Origin of the sequence: Aquincola tertiaricarbonis, assembly GCF_000969605.1 — a bacterium.
In the GTDB taxonomy this organism is placed as follows: domain Bacteria; phylum Pseudomonadota; class Gammaproteobacteria; order Burkholderiales; family Burkholderiaceae_C; genus Aquincola; species Aquincola tertiaricarbonis.
Map to the genome: position 1 here is coordinate 1 of NZ_JZUE01000038.1, position 17,761 is coordinate 17,761.

General features: G+C 70.4%; 16 protein-coding genes. 8 read left to right on the top strand and 8 right to left on the bottom strand.

The features are described from left to right. The first annotated feature begins 61 nt into the window (after nucleotides 1-61). Both flhC and VO99_RS29240 read left to right on the top strand, forming a co-directional pair. Entirely contained in the window at nucleotides 62-613 is a 552-nt protein-coding gene (gene flhC / locus VO99_RS25900) for a flagellar transcriptional regulator FlhC (protein ID WP_046115858.1), read from the top strand. Between the two features lie 170 nt (nucleotides 614-783). Beyond that, nucleotides 784-2,958: an ATP-binding protein gene (locus tag VO99_RS29240; RefSeq protein ID WP_052736637.1), complete on the top strand. Its 2,175-nt coding sequence runs from the start codon at nucleotides 784-786 to the stop codon at nucleotides 2,956-2,958. A 46-nt stretch (nucleotides 2,959-3,004) separates the two neighbouring features. On the opposite strand, the gene VO99_RS31035 is transcribed toward VO99_RS29240, so the two are convergent. The 3 genes from VO99_RS31035 to VO99_RS25920 all read right to left on the bottom strand — a co-directional run bounded on the left by VO99_RS31035 (nucleotide 3,005) and on the right by VO99_RS25920 (nucleotide 7,664). Beyond that, complete coding sequence (locus tag VO99_RS31035; RefSeq protein WP_046115859.1) at nucleotides 3,005-3,487, bottom strand: FxDxF family PEP-CTERM protein; 483 nt, start codon at nucleotides 3,485-3,487, stop codon at nucleotides 3,005-3,007. Between the two features lie 183 nt (nucleotides 3,488-3,670). After that, nucleotides 3,671-6,325 carry an alpha-ketoglutarate dehydrogenase gene (gene mdeB, locus VO99_RS25915; RefSeq protein WP_046115860.1) on the bottom strand — a complete coding sequence of 885 codons (2,655 nt, stop codon included), beginning with the start codon at nucleotides 6,323-6,325 and terminating at the stop codon, nucleotides 3,671-3,673. 76 nt (nucleotides 6,326-6,401) lie between these two features. Next, complete coding sequence (locus VO99_RS25920) at nucleotides 6,402-7,664, bottom strand: DEAD/DEAH box helicase (RefSeq protein WP_046115861.1); 1,263 nt, start codon at nucleotides 7,662-7,664, stop codon at nucleotides 6,402-6,404. 82 nt (nucleotides 7,665-7,746) lie between these two features. Between VO99_RS25920 and VO99_RS25925 the strand changes: the two genes are divergently transcribed. Both VO99_RS25925 and VO99_RS25930 read left to right on the top strand, forming a co-directional pair. Next, nucleotides 7,747-8,064, top strand: coding sequence for a hypothetical protein (locus VO99_RS25925; RefSeq protein ID WP_046115862.1), 318 nt, complete (start codon nucleotides 7,747-7,749; stop codon nucleotides 8,062-8,064). Between the two features lie 129 nt (nucleotides 8,065-8,193). Next, nucleotides 8,194-8,643 carry a PA2169 family four-helix-bundle protein gene (locus tag VO99_RS25930; protein WP_046115863.1) on the top strand — a complete coding sequence of 150 codons (450 nt, stop codon included), beginning with the start codon at nucleotides 8,194-8,196 and terminating at the stop codon, nucleotides 8,641-8,643. A 48-nt stretch (nucleotides 8,644-8,691) separates the two neighbouring features. Here the strand turns inward: VO99_RS25930 and VO99_RS25935 are convergent, their stop codons facing one another. The 5 genes from VO99_RS25935 to VO99_RS25955 form a co-directional block, all read right to left on the bottom strand. Beyond that, a complete protein-coding gene (locus tag VO99_RS25935) occupies nucleotides 8,692-10,380 on the bottom strand; it encodes a cation:proton antiporter domain-containing protein (protein ID WP_046115864.1) in 1,689 nt (562 codons plus the stop codon). A gap of 132 nt (nucleotides 10,381-10,512) precedes the next feature. Then, nucleotides 10,513-11,652, bottom strand: a complete 1,140-nt coding sequence (locus tag VO99_RS25940) for a branched-chain amino acid ABC transporter substrate-binding protein (RefSeq protein WP_046115865.1) — start codon at nucleotides 11,650-11,652, stop codon at nucleotides 10,513-10,515. Between the two features lie 214 nt (nucleotides 11,653-11,866). Beyond that, nucleotides 11,867-12,205, bottom strand: a complete 339-nt coding sequence (locus tag VO99_RS25945; protein WP_052736638.1) for a hypothetical protein — start codon at nucleotides 12,203-12,205, stop codon at nucleotides 11,867-11,869. A gap of 24 nt (nucleotides 12,206-12,229) precedes the next feature. Then, nucleotides 12,230-12,691 (bottom strand): DNA polymerase III subunit chi, encoded by a 462-nt coding sequence (locus VO99_RS25950; protein ID WP_232315555.1) that lies wholly within the window; start codon nucleotides 12,689-12,691, stop codon nucleotides 12,230-12,232. Nucleotides 12,692-12,719: 28 nt separating this feature from the next. Beyond that, on the bottom strand, nucleotides 12,720-14,177 hold the full coding sequence (locus tag VO99_RS25955; protein ID WP_046115866.1) for a leucyl aminopeptidase: 1,458 nt from the start codon (nucleotides 14,175-14,177) through the stop codon (nucleotides 12,720-12,722). A gap of 27 nt (nucleotides 14,178-14,204) precedes the next feature. Between VO99_RS25955 and lptF the strand changes: the two genes are divergently transcribed. Genes lptF through VO99_RS25975 form a run of 4 tightly spaced genes read left to right on the top strand, consistent with a single transcriptional unit; the run spans nucleotide 14,205 to nucleotide 17,757 of the window. Beyond that, complete coding sequence (lptF, locus tag VO99_RS25960; protein WP_046115867.1) at nucleotides 14,205-15,299, top strand: LPS export ABC transporter permease LptF; 1,095 nt, start codon at nucleotides 14,205-14,207, stop codon at nucleotides 15,297-15,299. Beyond that, entirely contained in the window at nucleotides 15,296-16,402 is a 1,107-nt protein-coding gene (lptG, locus tag VO99_RS25965; protein WP_046115893.1) for an LPS export ABC transporter permease LptG, read from the top strand. The genes lptF and lptG overlap by 4 nt, the downstream gene beginning before the upstream one ends. After that, nucleotides 16,399-16,782: a sirohydrochlorin chelatase gene (locus VO99_RS25970; protein WP_046115868.1), complete on the top strand. Its 384-nt coding sequence runs from the start codon at nucleotides 16,399-16,401 to the stop codon at nucleotides 16,780-16,782. Before lptG ends, VO99_RS25970 begins: the two co-directional genes overlap by 4 nt. A 24-nt stretch (nucleotides 16,783-16,806) precedes the next feature. Further along, a complete protein-coding gene (locus VO99_RS25975; protein ID WP_046115869.1) occupies nucleotides 16,807-17,757 on the top strand; it encodes a CysB family HTH-type transcriptional regulator in 951 nt (316 codons plus the stop codon). Nucleotides 17,758-17,761 lie beyond the last annotated feature (4 nt).

Here is a 17,761-nt window from a genome sequence, read left to right on the forward strand (position 1 = left end):
CCATCCTGATGGCCGGCCGCCACCAGGAAGCCGCCTGAACCTCCACCGCCGTACCCGCACCATGGCACGCAACAAGAGCATCCTGGACGAAGCGAAGCAGGTCGATCGCGCCGTCCAGCTGATCCACCTGGGCGCCCGGCTGCAGGTACTGGAATCGGAGACCGACCTCAGCTATGAGCGGCTGCTGCGCCTGTACAAGGAAGTGGCGGGCAAGAGCCCCAGCAAGGGCCAGCTGCCGTTTTCCACCGACTGGTTCATGACCTGGCAGCCCAACATCCATGCCAGCCTGTTCATGAACATCCATGAATACCTGAACAAGGTGGCGGCCCTGGACGACATCGACATCGTCATCAAGGCCTACAGGCTGTACCTCGAGCAGACCGCGGCCGAGCACCTCGACCCGCTGCTGTCCATCACCCGCGCCTGGCGCCTGGTGAAGTTCATCGACAACGGCATGCTCACCACCACCCGCTGCAACAGCTGCGGCGGCCAGTTCGTCACCCATCCGCACGAGATCGCGCGCCACTACACCTGCGGCCTGTGCCACCCGCCGGCGCGTGCCGGCAAGGGCAAGGCCGGCGGCTCGCTCACCGTGCCGGCGGCGCTGCACTGACACCGCGCGCCTCATCTCCTGGTTTCACCGTCTCCTCCTGGCACATGTCCCATGTGCTTCCAGCGGGCCCCCGGGCCCGCTCTTTTTTTGGCGGCTTTGCGCAACCTCAGGCGGGGCGGGCGCCGTCGCTGTTACCTTTGCAAGCTTGTCGTGTCGTCCGTGAGCCTGGCGTGAGCATTCGTACCCGTCTCCTGCTGCTGGTGCTGGCCGTGTGGCTGCCCGCCGTGGCCGGCTTCGGCCTTCTGGCCCGTGCCACCTACCTGCGCGAGGCGGATGCGGCGATCGAACGCATTCAGCAGCTCGGCCGCAGCCTCAACGGCCTGGTGGAACGCGAGCTGGACAAGCGGGTGGTGCTGGCCGGCGCGCTCGGCGCTTCCAGCGCGCTGCTGCAGGACGACCTCGCCCGCTTCCACCAGGAAGCCAGCGTGGCCACCAGCGCCAGCGGCGCCTGGGCCTTCGTGGTGGAGCGCGAGCGGCAGCTGGCCAACACGCGCCATCCCTTCGGCACCTCCGCCGTGCCGCGGCTGCCCGACGCGCCATGGAGCGAGGGCGAGCCGCAGGTGGTCTTCACCCCCAGCGGGCCGCGGCTTCAGCAGCCGGTGGTGGCGGTGTTCGTGGCGCCGCGCGGGCCGCAACCGCCGCGGCTGAACGTGGGCGTGGCCTTCGAGCCCGCGGTGGTGCAGGCCGTGGTGGACCAGCAGCGCTGGCCCGAAGGCGGCGTGGCCACGGTGATGGACCAGCAGCAGCGCGTGATCGCCCGCAACCGCGACCCGCTGCGCTGGCTGGGCAGCAGCGCCACCGGCGACGTGCTCGCACGGGCCAAGGCCGGCCGCGAAAGCCTGGCCGAGACGGTCACGCTGGACGGCGTGCCTTCGCTCACCTACCTCACCGCGCCCAACCGCTACGGCTGGTCTGTGGTCATCGGGCTGCCGCTGCGCACGCTGAACGAGGCGGCCCGCCGCGTCACCCTGCAGGCGGTGGCCGCCTCGGGCGTGCTGCTGCTGCTGGGCCTGGGGCTGGCGGTGGTGGCGGCCAACCGCATCGGCGCGCCGCTGCTGGCACTGCGCGACAGCGCCGCCCGCCTGGGTGCCGAGGAGGTGCCGCCCGAGCTGCACACCGGCGTGTCGGAGGTGAACCAGGTGGGCCGCGCACTGCATGTGGCCGGCCAGCGGCTGCAGCAGTCGGCGCAGGAGATGGCGCAGCGCGTGGCCCAGGCGGTGGCCCAGGCCGAACAGGCCCAGGCCAAGCTGCTGGAAGGCCAGAAGCACGAGGCCATCGGCCGCCTGACCGGCGGCCTGGCGCACGACTTCAACAACCTGCTGCAGACCATCATGACCGGGCTGCAGCTGGTCAACCGCAGTGCGCCGGAAGGCCCGCAGCGGCGGGTGGTGCAGGCCGCGCTGCGCGCCAGCGGCAAGGCCGCCGACCTGGTGCGGCAGATGCAGACCTTCGGCCGCTCGGTGCCGCTGCAGCCGCAGCCGGTGAGCCTGGCCGACCAGCTGCTCAAGAGCCGCGAGCTGGCCAGCAAGGCGCTGGGCGACCGGGTGCAACTGGTGGCCGCGGTGGCGCCGGACATGCCCACGCTGTTCGTCGATCCGTCGCAGCTGGAGCTGGCACTGCTCAACCTGGTGTTCAATGCGCGCGATGCGATGCCCGACGGCGGCACGGTGCAGGTGATCGGCCGCCCGGCGCATGCGGACGAGACACTGAAGCTGCCGCCCGGCCGCTATGCCTGCCTGGAGGTGGTGGACAACGGCAGCGGCATGGACGCCCGCACGCTGGAACAGGCCGCCGAGCCCTACTTCACCACCAAGCCGGTGGGCGCCGGCAGCGGGCTCGGCCTGGCGCAGGTGCATGCCTTCGCGCGCCGCTCCGGCGGCGACATCCGGCTGCAGAGCACCCCGGGGAGCGGCAGCACCGTCACGCTGATCCTGCCCACGTCCGAGCTGTCTCCGGCGCCGCAGCAGCCGGATGCCCCGCCGCCCGCGCCGCTGCCGATGCTGCGCATCCTGATGGCCGAGGACGACATGCTGGTGTCGTCGGTGGTGGTGCCGGCGCTGGAACATGCCGGCCACCAGGTGAAGCTGTGCGGCAGCGCCGACGAGGCGCGCGCCCGGCTGCTCACCGGCGAAGCCTTCGACCTGCTGTTCACCGACGTGGTGATGCCGGGCATGCTCACCGGCATCGACCTGGCGGACTGGTGCCGCACGCACCGGCCCGGCCTGCCGGTGGTGCTGGCCACGGGCTACTCGGCCCAGCCGATCGAGACCGACGCGCGGGTGCTGCGCAAGCCGTATGCGGTCGATGCGATGCTGGATGCCATCGCCCGCGCGGTGCGGCCATGAAAAAAGGGCCCCGCGGGGCCCTCTGTCCGTTCAGTGCGGCTGCAGCTCAGTTCGAGCGGCGGCGCCAGGCCACGAAGCCCACGGCGCCCAGGCCGGCCAGCATCAGCGCGTAGGTTTCGGGTTCCGGCACCGGGGCCATCACCAGCTCGCCGCTGAACACGCCGGCGCCCGTGCCGTACTTCACACCCGACACCGACAGCGTCAGGGGAATGGTCGACGACAGCTCGATGTCGGCGAAGCGGACCTTGCCCTTGCTGTCGGCCGTCAGGTCCCACGCGCTGCCGTTCAGCGTCACGCCGGTGAACGAGAAGTTCGTGGCGCTCAGCGAGCCCAGGATGTTGTACATGCCGGGCATGGCGCCTTCGGTGGCGTCCAGCGTGAAGGTGAAGGTGCCGTTGGCGTCGATTTCCGAGGCGCCGAACTTGTAGGTCGACGAAGCGGTGTTGAAGCTTTCGCCCTGGGTGACGGCAAAGGCTTGGGCGCCCGAGACGGCGAGCACGGCGGCGGCGACGAGGTGGTTCAGTTTCATTGTTGGACTTCCCTGTTGAAAGCGCCCCCAGGACGGCAGGGGGCGACGCAGCGAAGTCTCCGTGACCGCCTTGTGCGGCTCATCCCCCTGTTCCGATGGATTACATGCGGCGTTGTAAGCGCTTTCCCACACAAGTGTCGGAGCTGAAACCAAAGGTCAGAGAGTTTGTAACGCAGCGGTACCTCAAGCCTGCCACGGCGGCATGCCGTCGTCCTGCAGCGCATAGCGCTCGATGGCCTGCATGCACAGGCCGCGGTCCAGCGCGCCCCGGTCCGCCAGCGCCGTGAGCGCAGCCAGCACGATGTGGTGGCGGTCCACCTCGAAGAACCGGCGCAGTGCGGCCCGGGTGTCGCTGCGGCCGAAGCCATCGGTGCCCAGCACCGTCATTGGCGCTTGCAGGTACGGCGCGATGAGCTGCGGCCAGGCGCGGATGTAGTCGCTGGTGGCCACGATGGGCACGTGGCCGGGCAGGCAGGTCGACAGATGGCTGGCGGGCGCGGGCTGGCCGGGGTGCAGGCGGTGCTGGCGCTGCGCCGCCTTGGCCTCGCGTTCCAGCTCGCTGTAGCTGGTGACGCACCACAGCTCGGCCGCCACCTGCCAGTCGTCCTGCAGCAACCGGGCGGCGGCTTCCACCTCGGCCATCAAGGTGCCGGAGCCCAGCAGCCGCACCGCCGGTGCATCGGCCGGCGCCGCCTGGCGGCGGTACAGGCCGCGGATGACGTCGGCATGCCGCTCCGGCGCCAGCGAGGGCTGCGGCTGGTTCTCGTTCATCAGCGTGACGTAGTAGAAGCAGTCCTCGCCCTGCTGCAGCATGCGGCGCATGCCGTCGTCCAGGATCACCGCGAATTCGGCGGCGCTGGCCGGGTCGTACACCTTGCAGTTGGGGACGGCCGCGGCCATCGGCAGGCTGTGGCCGTCCTGGTGCTGCAGGCCTTCGCCGCCCAGCGTGGTGCGCCCGGCGGTGGCCCCCAGCAGGAAGCCGCGGGCGCGCTGGTCGGCGGCGGCCCAGATCAGGTCGCCGATGCGCTGGAAGCCGAACATCGAGTAGTAGATGTAGAACGGCAGCATCGGCAGCCCGTGCACCGAATGGCTGGTGGCCGCCGACACCCAGGAGCTGATGGCGCCGGCCTCGCTGATGCCCTCCTCCAGGATCTGGCCATCCTGCGCCTCGCGGTAGCTGAGCACCGAGCCGATGTCCTCCGGCTCGTAGTGCTGGCCGGTGCTGGCATAGATGCCGATGGTCTTGAACAGGTTGGCCATGCCGAAGGTGCGGGCCTCGTCGGCCACGATGGGCACGATGCGCGGGCCCAGCACCGGGTCCTTCAGCAGGTTGGCCAGCATGCGCACGAAGGCCATGGTCGTGCTCATCTCCTTGCCGGCGGCGTTGAGCGCAAAGTCGGCATAACGCGCCGGCTCGGGCAGCGCCAGCGGCAGGTGCGGGCTGCGGCGCGCCGGCACCGGCCCGCCCAGGGCCTGGCGGCGTGCATGCAGGTAGCGCATTTCCGGGCTGTCGTCGGCGGGCTTGATGAACTGCAGGCCGGCGGCCTCGTCGTCGGTCAGCGGCAGGGCGAAGCGGTTTCGGAAGGCCACCAGGTCGGCGCGGTCCAGCTTCTTCTGCTGGTGTGTGGTCATGCGGCCCTGGCCGGCCTCGCCCATGCCGTAGCCCTTCTTAGTCTGCGCCAGGATCACCGTGGGCCGGCCGCTGGTGTGCAGCGCCGCGTGGTAGGCGGCATGGATCTTCACCAGGTCGTGGCCGCCACGCTTCAGGCGGTCGATCTGCTCGTCGGTCAGGCCCTGGGCCAGCGCGCGCAAGGCTTCGTTCTGGTTGAAGAAGTGCTCGCGGTTGTAGCGGCCGTCCTTCGCGGCGAAGGTCTGGAACTGGCCGTCCACCGTGTGCGAGAACGCTTCGGCGATGGCGCCGCCGGCGTCGCGCGCGAAGAGGCCGTCCCAGTCCGAGCCCCACACCAGCTTGATGACGCGCCAGCCGGCACCGGCGAACAGCGCCTCCAGTTCGTCGACGATGCGGCCGTTGCCGCGCACCGGGCCGTCCAGCCGCTGCAGGTTGCAGTTGACCACCCACACCAGGTTGTCCAGCTGCTCACGCGCGGCCAGGGTCAGCGCGCTCATGCTCTCGGGCTCGTCCATCTCGCCGTCGCCGAACACGCCCCACACGGTGCGGCCGGCCGTGGCCTGCAGGCCGCGGTGCTGCAGGTAGCGCATGAATCGCGCGTGGTAGATCGACGAGATGGGGCCGATGCCCATCGAGCCGGTCGGGAACTGCCAGAAGTCCGGCATCAACCACGGATGCGGATAGCTGCACAGGCCCTGCACCCCGCGCTGGCGGGCGGTGATCTCCTGCCGGTAATGGGCCAGGTCGTCGGCGCCCAGCCGGCCTTCGAGGAAGGCGCGGGCATACACGCCGGGAGCCGAATGCGCCTGGTAGAACACCAGGTCGTCGGCACGGAAGAAGTGGTTGAAGCCCACCTCGAACAGGTCGGCCGCGCTGGCATAGCTGGCGATGTGGCCGCCCAGCTCGCCATAGGCCTGGTTCGCGCGCATCACCATGGCCAGGGCATTCCAGCGCATCAGCGAGGCCAGGCGCTCCTCGATGGCCAGGTCGCCGGGGAACGGCGGCTGGGCCTCGGGCGGAATGCTGTTGACGTAGGGTGTGCCGCGCTGCGGCTGCCAGCCGATGGCCGGCTGGCGCGCGGTGGCCGACAGCATGTCCATGATCTGCCGCACCCGCTCGGGCCCGGCCTGCGCCAGCACCGCGGCCAGCGCGTCGCGCCATTCGGCGCTTTCCTGGGGATCGGCGTCCTGCGCCGGGTGGAACACCATCGGACCGTTCACTGCATGACCCTGCTATGGCTGAGGATGCAGCCACTGTAGCGGCCCGGCGGCCGCCGGCCCGGGCTCAGCCGCCGCGGGCGGCGGCCTCGCGCAGCTTGTCCTTCTTGCTCTTGCGCCGGCCCTTGACGCCGCCGTGGGGGTCGGCCGCCGGCGCCGCGGGCGGCTCAGCGACCGGGCCGGGCTCGAAGCCCGGCACCACCTCGCGCGGCAGCCGCATCTGCTGGCGCTTCTCGATCAGCCGGAAATGGGCCTCCGCCTCCGGCGTCACGAAGCTGATGGCCGTGCCGGCCAGGCCGGCTCGGCCGGTGCGGCCGATGCGGTGGGTGTAGTCCGTCACCGAACGCGGCAGGTCGAAGTTGACCACCAGCGGCAGGCGTGGCACGTGGATGCCGCGGGCCACCACGTCGGTGGCCACCAGCACCCGCAGCGCGCCGGACTTGAAGGCCGCCAGTGCCTGCGTGCGCGCGCCCTGGCTCAGCTCGCCATGCAGCGCGCCGGCGTCGATGCCGGCGCGGCGCAGCTTGTCGGCCACCAGCTCGGTGGCGTAGCGGCTGGCCGCGAACACCAGCACCTGGCGGCTGCTGCCGTCGGCCGTGCCCTGCTCGATGAGCGTGCGCAGCAGCTGGGTGCGCCGTGGTGCATCCACCACGATGGCGCGCTGCACGATGGCCGGCTGCACCGCCTCGGGTGCATCGGCCACCTGCAGCCGCACCGGCTGGCGCAGCAGCGCCTCGGCCAGCGCCTGCACCGGCGGCGCGAAGGTGGCCGAGAAGAACAGGTTCTGCCGCCGCGACGGCAGCAGCGCCAGCAGCCGCTGCAGCTCTTCAGCAAAGCCGAGGTCGAACAGCCGGTCGGCTTCGTCCAGCACCAGCACCTGCAGGCCCGACAGGCGCAGCGCGTTGTGCTGCACCAGGTCCAGCAGGCGGCCGGGCGTGGCCACCACGAAGTCGGCCTCGCCGCGCAGCGCCATCATCTGCGGATTGATCGACACGCCGCCATAGGCGGCCACCGTCTTCACCCGCACCGCCAGGCCGTGCGACAGGTCGTGCAGCGTCTCGGCCACCTGCATCGCCAGCTCGCGGGTGGGCACCACCACCAGGCCGCGCAGGCGGCGCGGGCCGTCGCGGTGGGTGGCCAGCAGCTGCTGCAGCAGCGGCAGCACGAAGGCCGCCGTCTTGCCCGAGCCGGTGCGGGCCTGGGCCAGCACATCCTCGCCGCGCAGCACGGCCGGAATCGCGCGCAGCTGGATCTCGGTGGGGTGGTCGTAGCCGCGCAATGCGGCGGCTTCTTGCAGGGCGGGGCACAGGCCCAGGGAGGCGAAGGACATGGTGCATTGTCGGCGCACGGGCACCCGGCTTGCCGATGGCCGTGGCCGCCGCCTGGCGGGCGGCGCTGGAAGGAGCGGCGGAATGGAACTGCGCGTGAACATCGAAGGCGCGACCGAGGAGGAGCAGCAACGTGGCATCCGGGCCGCGCTGGCCTACCTCGCCGCCCACGGCCTGAGTGCCGACCAGGCCCTGGCCGCGGTGCACAAGCGCGACCGCTGGAGCGGCTGCAGCTTCCGCCATGACGAGCCCACCGATGCCGAGATGGCTGCGGCCGACGCCTGGGACGAGGCCGACCGTGTGGCCGCGCGGGCCTGCTGCGCCGACTGGCCGGCCGCGCCGCTGTGCGCCGACCTGCAGCTGGTGGCAGCCGGCGCCGCCGCGCTGCCCCTGCACCACTGACCGGCCACGGCCTGCCGCCTGACGCCGCGTAGGCGCCTTCGTACATCGCTGCCCGCCCTCTTCCGGCTGCGGTCCCCCGGTGCGGTGACCATCATGGAGGGGTCATTGGACTTGAACAAGGAGATAGGCATGAACGACCGCGACGTGATCGGTGTACTGAACGACCTCATCGAGACCTCCAAGGACGGCGAGTACGGCTTCGCCAAGTCGGCCGAGCGGGTGAACGCCCCGGCCCTGAAGGAAACCCTGCAACGCCGTGCGGCCGACTGCGCCCGCGGCGCCGCCGAGTTGCAGACCCTGGTGGTGCGCTTCGGTGGCAAGCCCGAGGAAAGCGGCAGCGCCGCCGGCGCCCTGCACCGCGGCTGGGTGTCGATCAAGGATGCGCTGACTCCGGGCAGCGGCGACCACGCCGTGCTGGAAGAGTGCGAGCGCGGCGAGGACACCGCCCTGGCTGCCTACCGCAAGGCCCTGAAGCAGGAGCTGCCGGCCGAAGTGCGCCAGGTGGTGGAACGCCAGATGGCCGGCGTGCAGGCCAACCACGACCAGATCAAGGCGCTGCGCGATTCGACGCCCGCCTGATCACCGTGTGATCCGCTGAAGGGCCGGTGCCGGTGCACCGGCCCTTTTTCATGCCTTGCCGAAGCGGCCGAGCACGAAGCCGGCCATGGCCGTGGCGAGTTCGCGCTCGCCGATGAAGACGCGGCCGATGCGCTGTTCGCTGCGCAGCAGTTCGCCCTCTGCCTCGTTGTGGGTGCGCACCACGATCTCGATGCCCGGGTTCAGCAGGCTGGCGGTCTCGGCCATCTGCCGCACGTCCAGGGTGTCGGGCGTGGCGATCACCAGCATGCTGGCCCGGGCCACATGCGCCTGGATCAGCACCGCCGGATCGGCCGCGTCGCCCGACACCGCCGGCACGCCCTGCGCGCGCAGGCTTTCCACCAGCTCGCGGTTCTGTTCGGCCACCACATAGGGCACGCCGGCCTCAGCCAGTGCCGCGGCGATGCGCCGGCCCACCCGGCCATAACCCACCAGCACCACCTGGCCCGACAGGAAGCGCTCGGCCGTGGTGGTGGGCAGTTCGGCCAGCGGATCGTCGGCGGCTTCCAGGCGCCGCGCGGTCGCCGAGTGCGCCAGGATCCAGCGCCGCGCCGGCTCGATGGCCGCGAACACCAGCGGATTGAGCGCCATCGAGATCAGCGCGCCGGCCAGGATGAGGCTCTGCCCCTGCGCCGGCAGCAGGCCCAGGCTCATGCCCAGCGCGGCCAGGATGAAGCTGAACTCGCCGATCTGCGCCAGCCCGGCCGACACGGTGAGCGCCGTGTTCAGCGGATAGCGGAACAGCATGACGATGAGCATGGCCGCGATGGACTTGCCCACCACCACGATGGCCACCACCAGCAGCACCCGCAGCGGCTGGTCCACCAGCACATGCGGGTCGAACAGCATGCCCACCGACACGAAGAACAGCACCGCGAAGGCATCGCGCAGCGGCAGCGATTCCTCGGCCGCGCGGTGCGCGAACTCCGATTCGCGCATCACCATGCCTGCAAAGAAGGCACCCAGCGCGAACGACACGCCGAAGAGCGCCGCCGAGCCGTAGGCGATGCCCAGCGCCACCGCCACCACGCACAGGGTGAAGAGCTCGCGCGAGCCGGTGCGCGTGACCTGCCACAGCAGCCACGGGAACACGCGCCGGCCCACCAGCAGCATCAGCGCGATGAAGGCGGCCACCTGCAGCAGCGTCCAGCCCAGCGTCGCCCACAGCTCCGGCCCCGGCGCGGACTGGCCGCCCAGCCAGCCGGCCAGCGGCGGCAGCAGCACCAGCACCAGCACCATGGCCAGGTCCTCCACCACCAGCCAGCCAACGGCGATGCGGCCGTTCATCGAGTCCATCACCCCGGCGGCTTCCAAGGCCTTCAGCAGCACCACGGTGCTGGCCACGGACAGGCTGAGGCCGAACACCAGCGCCGCACCCAGGTTCCAGCCCCAGGCCCAGGCGGCCGCGCCGCCCAGCAGCGTGGCCACGGCCATCTGCACCACCGCGCCGGGCAGCGCGATGCGCCGCACCGCCAGCAGGTCGTCCAGGGAGAAGTGCAGCCCCACGCCGAACATCAGCAGCATCACGCCGATCTCGGCCAGCTGGCCGGCGATGTCCAGGTCGGCCACGAAGCCCGGCGTGCTGGGCCCGATGAGCACGCCCGCCAGCAGGTAGCCCACCAGCGCGGGCAGCTTCAGCCGCACGGCCACGAAGCCCAGGACCAGCGCCAGGCCCAGGCCCGCCGCGATGGTGGTGATCAACGAAACACTGTGCGGCACCGCTTCCCTCCTGCTGGTATGACCTGTGGGAGCGTCATGCGCCGGGGCGGTTCCCGCCCGTAGCCCCATTCCGCGCGGCCAAGAAAAACGCCCGCCGGAAGGCGGGCGTCTTGGGCTGCAGAGCGACGTCGATCAGCGCACGACGGCGATCTGCTCGCGCTTGCCACCCTTGTAGGTGAACAGGGTCAGCGCGCCGTTCTTGATGTCGCCCTTCTCGTCGAAGGCGATGTTGCCGGTCACGCCCTTGTAGCTGGCCTTGGCCAGCACCGGCAGGTACTTGGCCGGCTCGGCGGAGTTGGCCTTGACCATGGAATCGGCCATCACCATCACGGCGTCGTACACGTAGGGGGCGTAGATCTGAACGTCGGCGTTGAACTTCTTCTTGAAGTCGACCTTGAACTTGTCCAGCGAGGCCTTGGAATCGCCTTCCACGCCGCCGGCTTCGGCGCACACCACCTGGCCGTCGCCCATGGTGCCGGCCGACAGCTTGGGCAGCTCGCCCGAGCAGATGCCGTCGCCACCCATGAACTTGGCATTGATGCCCAGCTGCTTCATCTGGCGCAGCATCGGGCCGGCCACGGCGTCCATGCCGCCGAAGAACACCACGTCGGGCTGCTTGCCCTTCAGGCTGGTCAGGATGGCGGTGAAGTCCGTCGCCTTGTCGTTGGTGAATTCGCGGCCCACGGTCTTGCCGCCGGCGGCCTTGACGCCCTTCTCGAACTCGTCGGCCACGCCCTGGCCGTAGGCGGTGCGGTCGTCGATGACGGCGATCGACTTGCCCTTCAGTTCGGTCACGGCGTACTTGCCGAGCGTGCCGCCCAGGTGCACGTCGTCAGCCACCACGCGGAAGGTGGTCTTCAGGCCCTGGCGGGTGTACTTCGGGTTGGTGGCCGAGGGCGAGATCTGCGGGATGCCGGCGTCGCTGTAGATCTTGGACGCGGGGATGGTGGTGCCCGAGTTCAGGTGGCCGATCACGCCGTTGACCTTGCTGTCGACCAGCTTCTGCGCGGCAGCGGTGCCTTGCTTGGGGTCGCCGCCGTCGTCTTCGGCCAGCAGTTCGAACTTGGCCTTCTTGCCGCCGATCATCACGCCCTTGGCGTTGAGCTCGTCGATGGCCATGCGGGCGCCGTTTTCATTGTCCTTGCCGAGGTGAGCGATCTGGCCGCTGGTGGGGCCGACGTGGCCGATCTTCACCACCAGTTCCTGGGCACTCGTGGCGCCCGCGAACAGCACGGCGGCAGCGGCAACGATCACGTTCAACTTGACTTGCATTCAAACTCTCCGATTGATGGGTTGAGAGGTATGGGTGGGTTTCTCAACGGCCGAGAAGATACTCCAAAACAGTGCCTGTTCTGCCCAGCGCTTTCCTGTAGCAGGCCCTGTGCCACCTGTGGTGGAAACCCGATCGGCGTGGGCCCTGAACGTGCAGAAGGCGCCGGCCGATGACAGACGCTCGCAAACCCTGACGAGGGTTTGCCGCAGGGGCTCAGCGCCCGCGCTGGCGCGCCAGTTCCTGCGCCACCGCGCGCGCCACCACGTCGCGCAGCGTGCTGGCCAGCTCGGTGCGGGCCTCGTGCACCAGGGCCTCGGTCAGTCGCGCCATGGCCGGCGCCAGCGATTCGCGCAGCCGGTACTCCAGCATCAGGTCGATCTGCCGCTGCACGTCGGCCAGCACCCGCTGGGTGAGCTGGTGGTCGGTGGGCAGGCCGGGTGCGATCACCGCATCGAGCAGCGGCGGCTCGGGCAGCTGCGCGATGTCCGCGGCCGCGTCGACGCGGACGATCTCGGTCAAGGTGGGCAGGGCCGAGCGGGACATCGTGCTCATCGGGCAGCTCCTCGGGGGCAACGCTCAGGCAGGCCCGGGTGCCGGGCCGCCTGGCGCCTGTTGGGCGTGGTGCACGATCTTCGCACCGGCCGCCTCCCAGGCACGCCAGCGGCGGCGGCCGGCGTCCCGGTCCTCGGGCGTGCCGCCCACCAGCTCGATCACGCGCTGGAAATCGTCGGGACCTTCGGCCATCGCCGGACCCAGGTTCACCAGCACCTCCCGGTGCGGGGGCTCGGCGCCGGCATCCAGCAACCACAGCGGCGTGCGCAGCAGCCGCGGTGCGGGCTGCTGCCCCGCCTTCAGCCGCACATGGGGCACGAACTGCTGAGGCTCGAACAGCCACAACTCATCGTCGAGCTGGCGCAGCAGCTCGGGCGCACCGGTCACCGCCACCCGCGCGCCCCTGGCGTAGGCCTTGCGCAGCAGCCGGCAGGCGAAGCCGATCTTGTCGGCCATGCCGGTGTGGAACTCGACGGTGGCAGGCACGGCTGGCGCGTGTGGCGGGCCGGGCGCTTCAGCGGGCCTGCTGCAGCACGAAGTGCGTCAGCAGCGGCACCGGCCGGCCGGTGGAGCCCTTGGCCGCGCCGCCCTTCCAGGCGGTGCCGGCGATGTCCAGGTGCGCCCAGCGGTACTTGGCGGTGAAGCGCTTGAGGAACATCGCCGCGGTGATGGCGCCGCCCGGGCGGCCGCCGATGTTGGCCATGTCGGCGAAGTTGCTCTTCAGGCCCTCGCCGTATTCCTCGTCCAGCGGCATGCGCCAGGCGGAATCGAGCGCGCTGTCGGCCGCGGCCATCAGGTCGGCGGCGAGCTGGTCGTCGGCGGTGAACAGGCCGCTGTGGATGTGGCCGAGCGCGATCACGCAGGCGCCGGTGAGCGTGGCGATGTCGACCACCGCCTTGGGCTTGAAGCGCTCGGCGTAGGTGAGCGCATCGCACAGGATCAGCCGGCCTTCGGCGTCGGTGTTCAGGATCTCGATGGTCTGGCCCGACAGGCTGGTGACCACGTCGCCCGGCTTGACCGCGCGCCCGCTGGGCATGTTCTCGCACGAGGGGATCAGCGCCACGACGTTGACCTTGGGCTTGAGCTGGCCGATGGCCCGCATGGTGCCCAGCACGCTGGCCGCGCCGCCCATGTCGAACTTCATCTCGTCCATCTCGGCACCGGGCTTGAGCGAGATGCCGCCGGTGTCGAAGGTGATGCCCTTGCCCACCAGCACCACCGGCGCGTCGTTCTTGCCGGCGCCCTGGTACTGCATGACGATGAACTGCAGCGGCTCGTCCGAGCCCTGCGCCACCGACAGGAAGGAGCCCATGCCGATCTTCTCGACGGCCTTGCGGTCGAAGGCCTGCACCTTCATGCCGAACTGCTTGCCGATGGACTTGGCCTGCTCCGCCAGGAAGGTGGGCGTGGCGATGTTGCCCGGCAGGTTGGCGCATTCGCGCGCCAGGGTGACGCCTTCATGCACCGCGGCGGCGCGCAGCAGGCCCTTCTGCAGGCCGGTGGCTTCCTCGCGGGTGCACAGCAGCGTGACCTTGGCCAGCTTGGAGGCCGGCGGCGCACTGGGCTTGGACTGGGTATAGAGGTAGACCGCATCGCCGATCGCACCCACCAGGGCGTCCGCATGCGCGGGCGTGAGCGGCGCGCCGGCGCAGGCCACGGCCAGGTGCTTGGCGCCCAACGCCTTCAGCGTGGCCACGCCCGCGGCCACCGCGGCCTTGAAGGCCTTGACGGTGGACGCCGGCGCGGCGGCGAAGGCCAGCCGCGGCACCTTCAGGCCGGCCGGGCGGTGGAGATAGAGGCTGCGGCCCGCCTTCAAGGCGAAGTCGCCCTGCGCGATGGCATCGTTCAACAGCGCGGCCACGGGGGTGTCGAGCGTGGCCGGCACGGCCTCACCCACCACCACGACAAGCAGCGCATCGGCTGCCAGCGAACCGAGCCCCGACGGGCCGATGGAGAGAGAACGGAAGTCCATAATGCGCGCAGGTTTGAAGAACGCACGATGTTATTCGATACGACGCTGCGCAAAGAGTTATCCAGGACCTTCGGTGCGACCCTCGTGGTCATCCTCACCATCGTGCTGACCATCATGCTGATCCGCACCATCGGACAGGCAGCCGGCGGCGTGATCGGCCCGCAGGACGTGGTGCTGCTGCTGGGCTACACCTCGCTGGGCCACCTGCCCACCATGCTGGCGCTGTCCCTCTTCGTGGCCATCGTGGTGACGCTCGGGCGCATCTACCGGGACAGCGAGATGGCCATCTGGAGCGCCTCGGGCGTCAGCCTGTCGCGCTTCGTCAAGCCGGTGCTGCGCACCTGCTGGCCGGTGCTGGTGGTGGTGGGCGCGCTGGTGCTGTTCGTCTGGCCCTGGGGCAACCGCAATTCCACCGACCTGCGCGACCGCTACCAGCAGCGCTCGGACCTGTCTCGCGTGACGCCCGGCGTGTTCCAGACCTCGCGCGACGGCAGCCGGGTGTTCTTCGTCGAGCGCGAGACCGAGCAGTCGCCCAATGCCCGCAACGTGTTCGTGCTGACGCACGACGGCGAGAAGGAGTCGGTGATTTCCGCGCGCAGCGGCCGGCTGGAAACCCATGACGACGGCCGCTGGCTGGTGCTGGAAAGCGGCCAGCGCAACGAGACCGACCTGACCACCGGCAACCGCACGCTGTCACGCTTCGAGACCTACCGGGTGTTGGCCGACGAACGCTCTGTGCAGCGTGCCGGCGAGCAACCGCCCCGCGCCACCCGTACCGTCGACCTGATGAACAACCCCACCTTGAAGAACCAGGCGGAGCTGGCCTGGCGCTTCGGCCTGCTGCTGGGCGCGGGCAACCTGCTGCTGCTGGGCATCGGCCTGGCGGCCACCAACCCGCGCCGCGCCAGCAACTGGAACCTGTTGTTCGCGCTGCTGGGCTTCATCGTCTACTACAACCTCATCAACCTGTCGCAGGCCTGGATCGCCTCGGGCCGGCTGTCGCTGGGCGCCTCCCTGCTGGCGCTGCACGGCAGCATGTTCGGCGTGGGCCTGGCGCTGCTGTGGTGGCGCGACCATGGCACCACGCTGCGCTGGCGCAGCGCCCGGAGGGCTGCCGCATGAAGACGGTGCGCCGCCTGCTGTACCGCGACATCTCCAGCGCCGTGGTGTTCGTGGCCCTGGCTTTCCTGTCGCTGTTCTTCTTCATCGACTTCGTGGATGCGCTGGACAAGGTGGGCCGGCCCGGCTTCACGATCGGCTCGGCCCTGCTGTCCGGCCTGCTGGACATGCCGGGCCACTTCTATGAGCTGTTTCCCATCGCCGTGCTGATCGGCGCCATCTACGCCATGTCGCGGCTGGCGCAGTCGTCGGAGTTCACCATCCTGCGCACCGGTGGCCTGGGCCCGGGCCGCGCACTGTCCCTGCTGGCCGGCCTGGGCGCGGCCTTCGCCATCGTCACCTTCGTCATCGGCGACTACGTGGCGCCGGCCTCGGAACGGCAGGCGGTGGCGGTGCAGTCGCGCACCCAGGGCGGGCGCGAACTGGGCCGCGCCGGCGCCTGGCTGAAGGACCGCCGCAGCACGCCGGAAGGTGAGCGCAACATCTCGGTCAACGTGCAGCGCACCACCGCCGACGGCCGGCTGCAGGGCATCCGCATCTTCGAGTTCGACCGCGACGGCCGGCTGCTCACCCGCGTGGGCGCCGAGAGCGGCCGGGTGACCGACGGCGGCCACTGGCAGCTGGCGCAGGCCACCGTCACCCACTGGCCCACCGACGTGGCTGGCGCCAGGCTGGTGGACGAGAAGCATGCGCAGCTCGAATGGCCCACCAGCCTCACCGGCGACGTGGTGGCCGCGGCGGTGCTGCCGGTGAGCACCATGTCCACCATCGAGCTGTGGCGCTACAGCATGCACCTGACAGACCAGGAACAGGCCGCGCAGCGCCATGCCATCCTGTTCTGGAAGAAGGCGCTGTATCCCTTCGCCTGCCTGGTGATGATGGGCCTGGCCCTGCCCTTCGCCTACCTGCACGCACGCTCGGGCGGCGTCAGCCTGAAGGTGTTCGGCGGCATCCTGCTGGGCATCAGCTTCGTGCTGCTGAACAACGTGGCCAGCCACCTCGGCCTGCTGCGCAACTGGACACCCTGGGTGGTCGCCGCCACGCCCAGCCTGCTGTACCTGCTGATGTCGCTGGCGGCCTTCACCTGGCTCGTGAGGTACCGATGAGCGACCCTTCTTCCCATGGCGGCGGCCTGCTGCTGTTCGCCCACGGCGCGCGTGATCCGCGCTGGGCCGAGCCCTTCGAGGCGGTGGCTGCGCGAGTGCGCGCCCAGCGGCCCGGCCTGCAGGTGCAGCTGGCCTACCTGGAGTTCATGCAGCCCGAGCTGCCCGCGGCGGCCGCCGCGCTGGTGGCCGCGGGCTGCCGGCGCATCGACGTGCTGCCGCTGTTCCTGGGTGCCGGCGGCCATGTCCGCAAGGACCTGCCGGCCCTGATGGAGCGGCTGCAGGCCGAGCATGCCGGCGTGCAGTTCAGGCTGCATGCGGCCGTCGGCGAGATGCCCGACGTGATCGACGCGATGGCCGCCGCCGCGGCGCGGCTGGCGTGACCGCATTGCGATGACGGGGTTGCGATGAATCTCCACCAGTTCCGCTTCGTGCAGGAGGCCGCCCGCCGCGGCCTCAACCTCACCGAGACCGCCAAGGCCCTGCACACCTCGCAGCCCGGCGTCAGCAAGGCCATCCTCGAGCTGGAGGAAGAGCTGGGCGTGGACGTGTTCACCCGCCACGGCAAGCGGCTGAAGCGCATCACCGAGCCCGGGCAGCAGGTGCTGAAGTCGATCGACATCATCATGCGCGAGGTGGGCAACCTCAAGCGCATCGGCGAGGAGTTCAGCCTGCAGGACGCCGGCACGCTGTCCATCGCCGCCACCCACACCCAGGCGCGCTACATGCTGCCCGAGCCGGTGGCCGCGCTGCGCAAGCGCTTCCCGAAGGTGAACGTGAGCATGCACCAGGGCACGCCCAACGACGTGGCCCGCATGCTGCTGGACGAAAGCGCCGACATCGGCATGGCCACCGAGAGCATCCACGAGATCGACGGCCTGGTGACCCTGCCCTGCTACGAATGGCAGCATGTGCTGGTGGTACCGCCGGCGCATCCGCTGGCGGCGGTGGAGCGGCCCACGCTGGAGCAGCTGGCCGCCGAGCCGCTGGTGTGCTACCAGGCCGCCTTCACCGGCCGCCGGCGCATCGACGCGGCATTCGCCCAGCGCCGCCTGGCGCCCAACTTCGTGCTGGAGGCCATCGACTCCGACGTGCTCAAGACCTATGTGCGCCTGGGCCTGGGCGTGGGCATCGTGGCCGAGATGGCGGTGCGCGACGATCCGCCCGGCGGCGACCTGGTGACCCGGCCGCTGGGCCACCTGTTCGGCCAGAACGTCTCGCACGTGGCCTTCAAGCGCGGCGCCTACCTGCGCAACTTCGTCTATTCCTTTGCCGAACTGCTGTCGGACCGATTGAACCGCAGCCTCATCAGCCGCGCGATGGGCAGCGAACAGGACGCCGACGACTACCAGCTGTGAACCT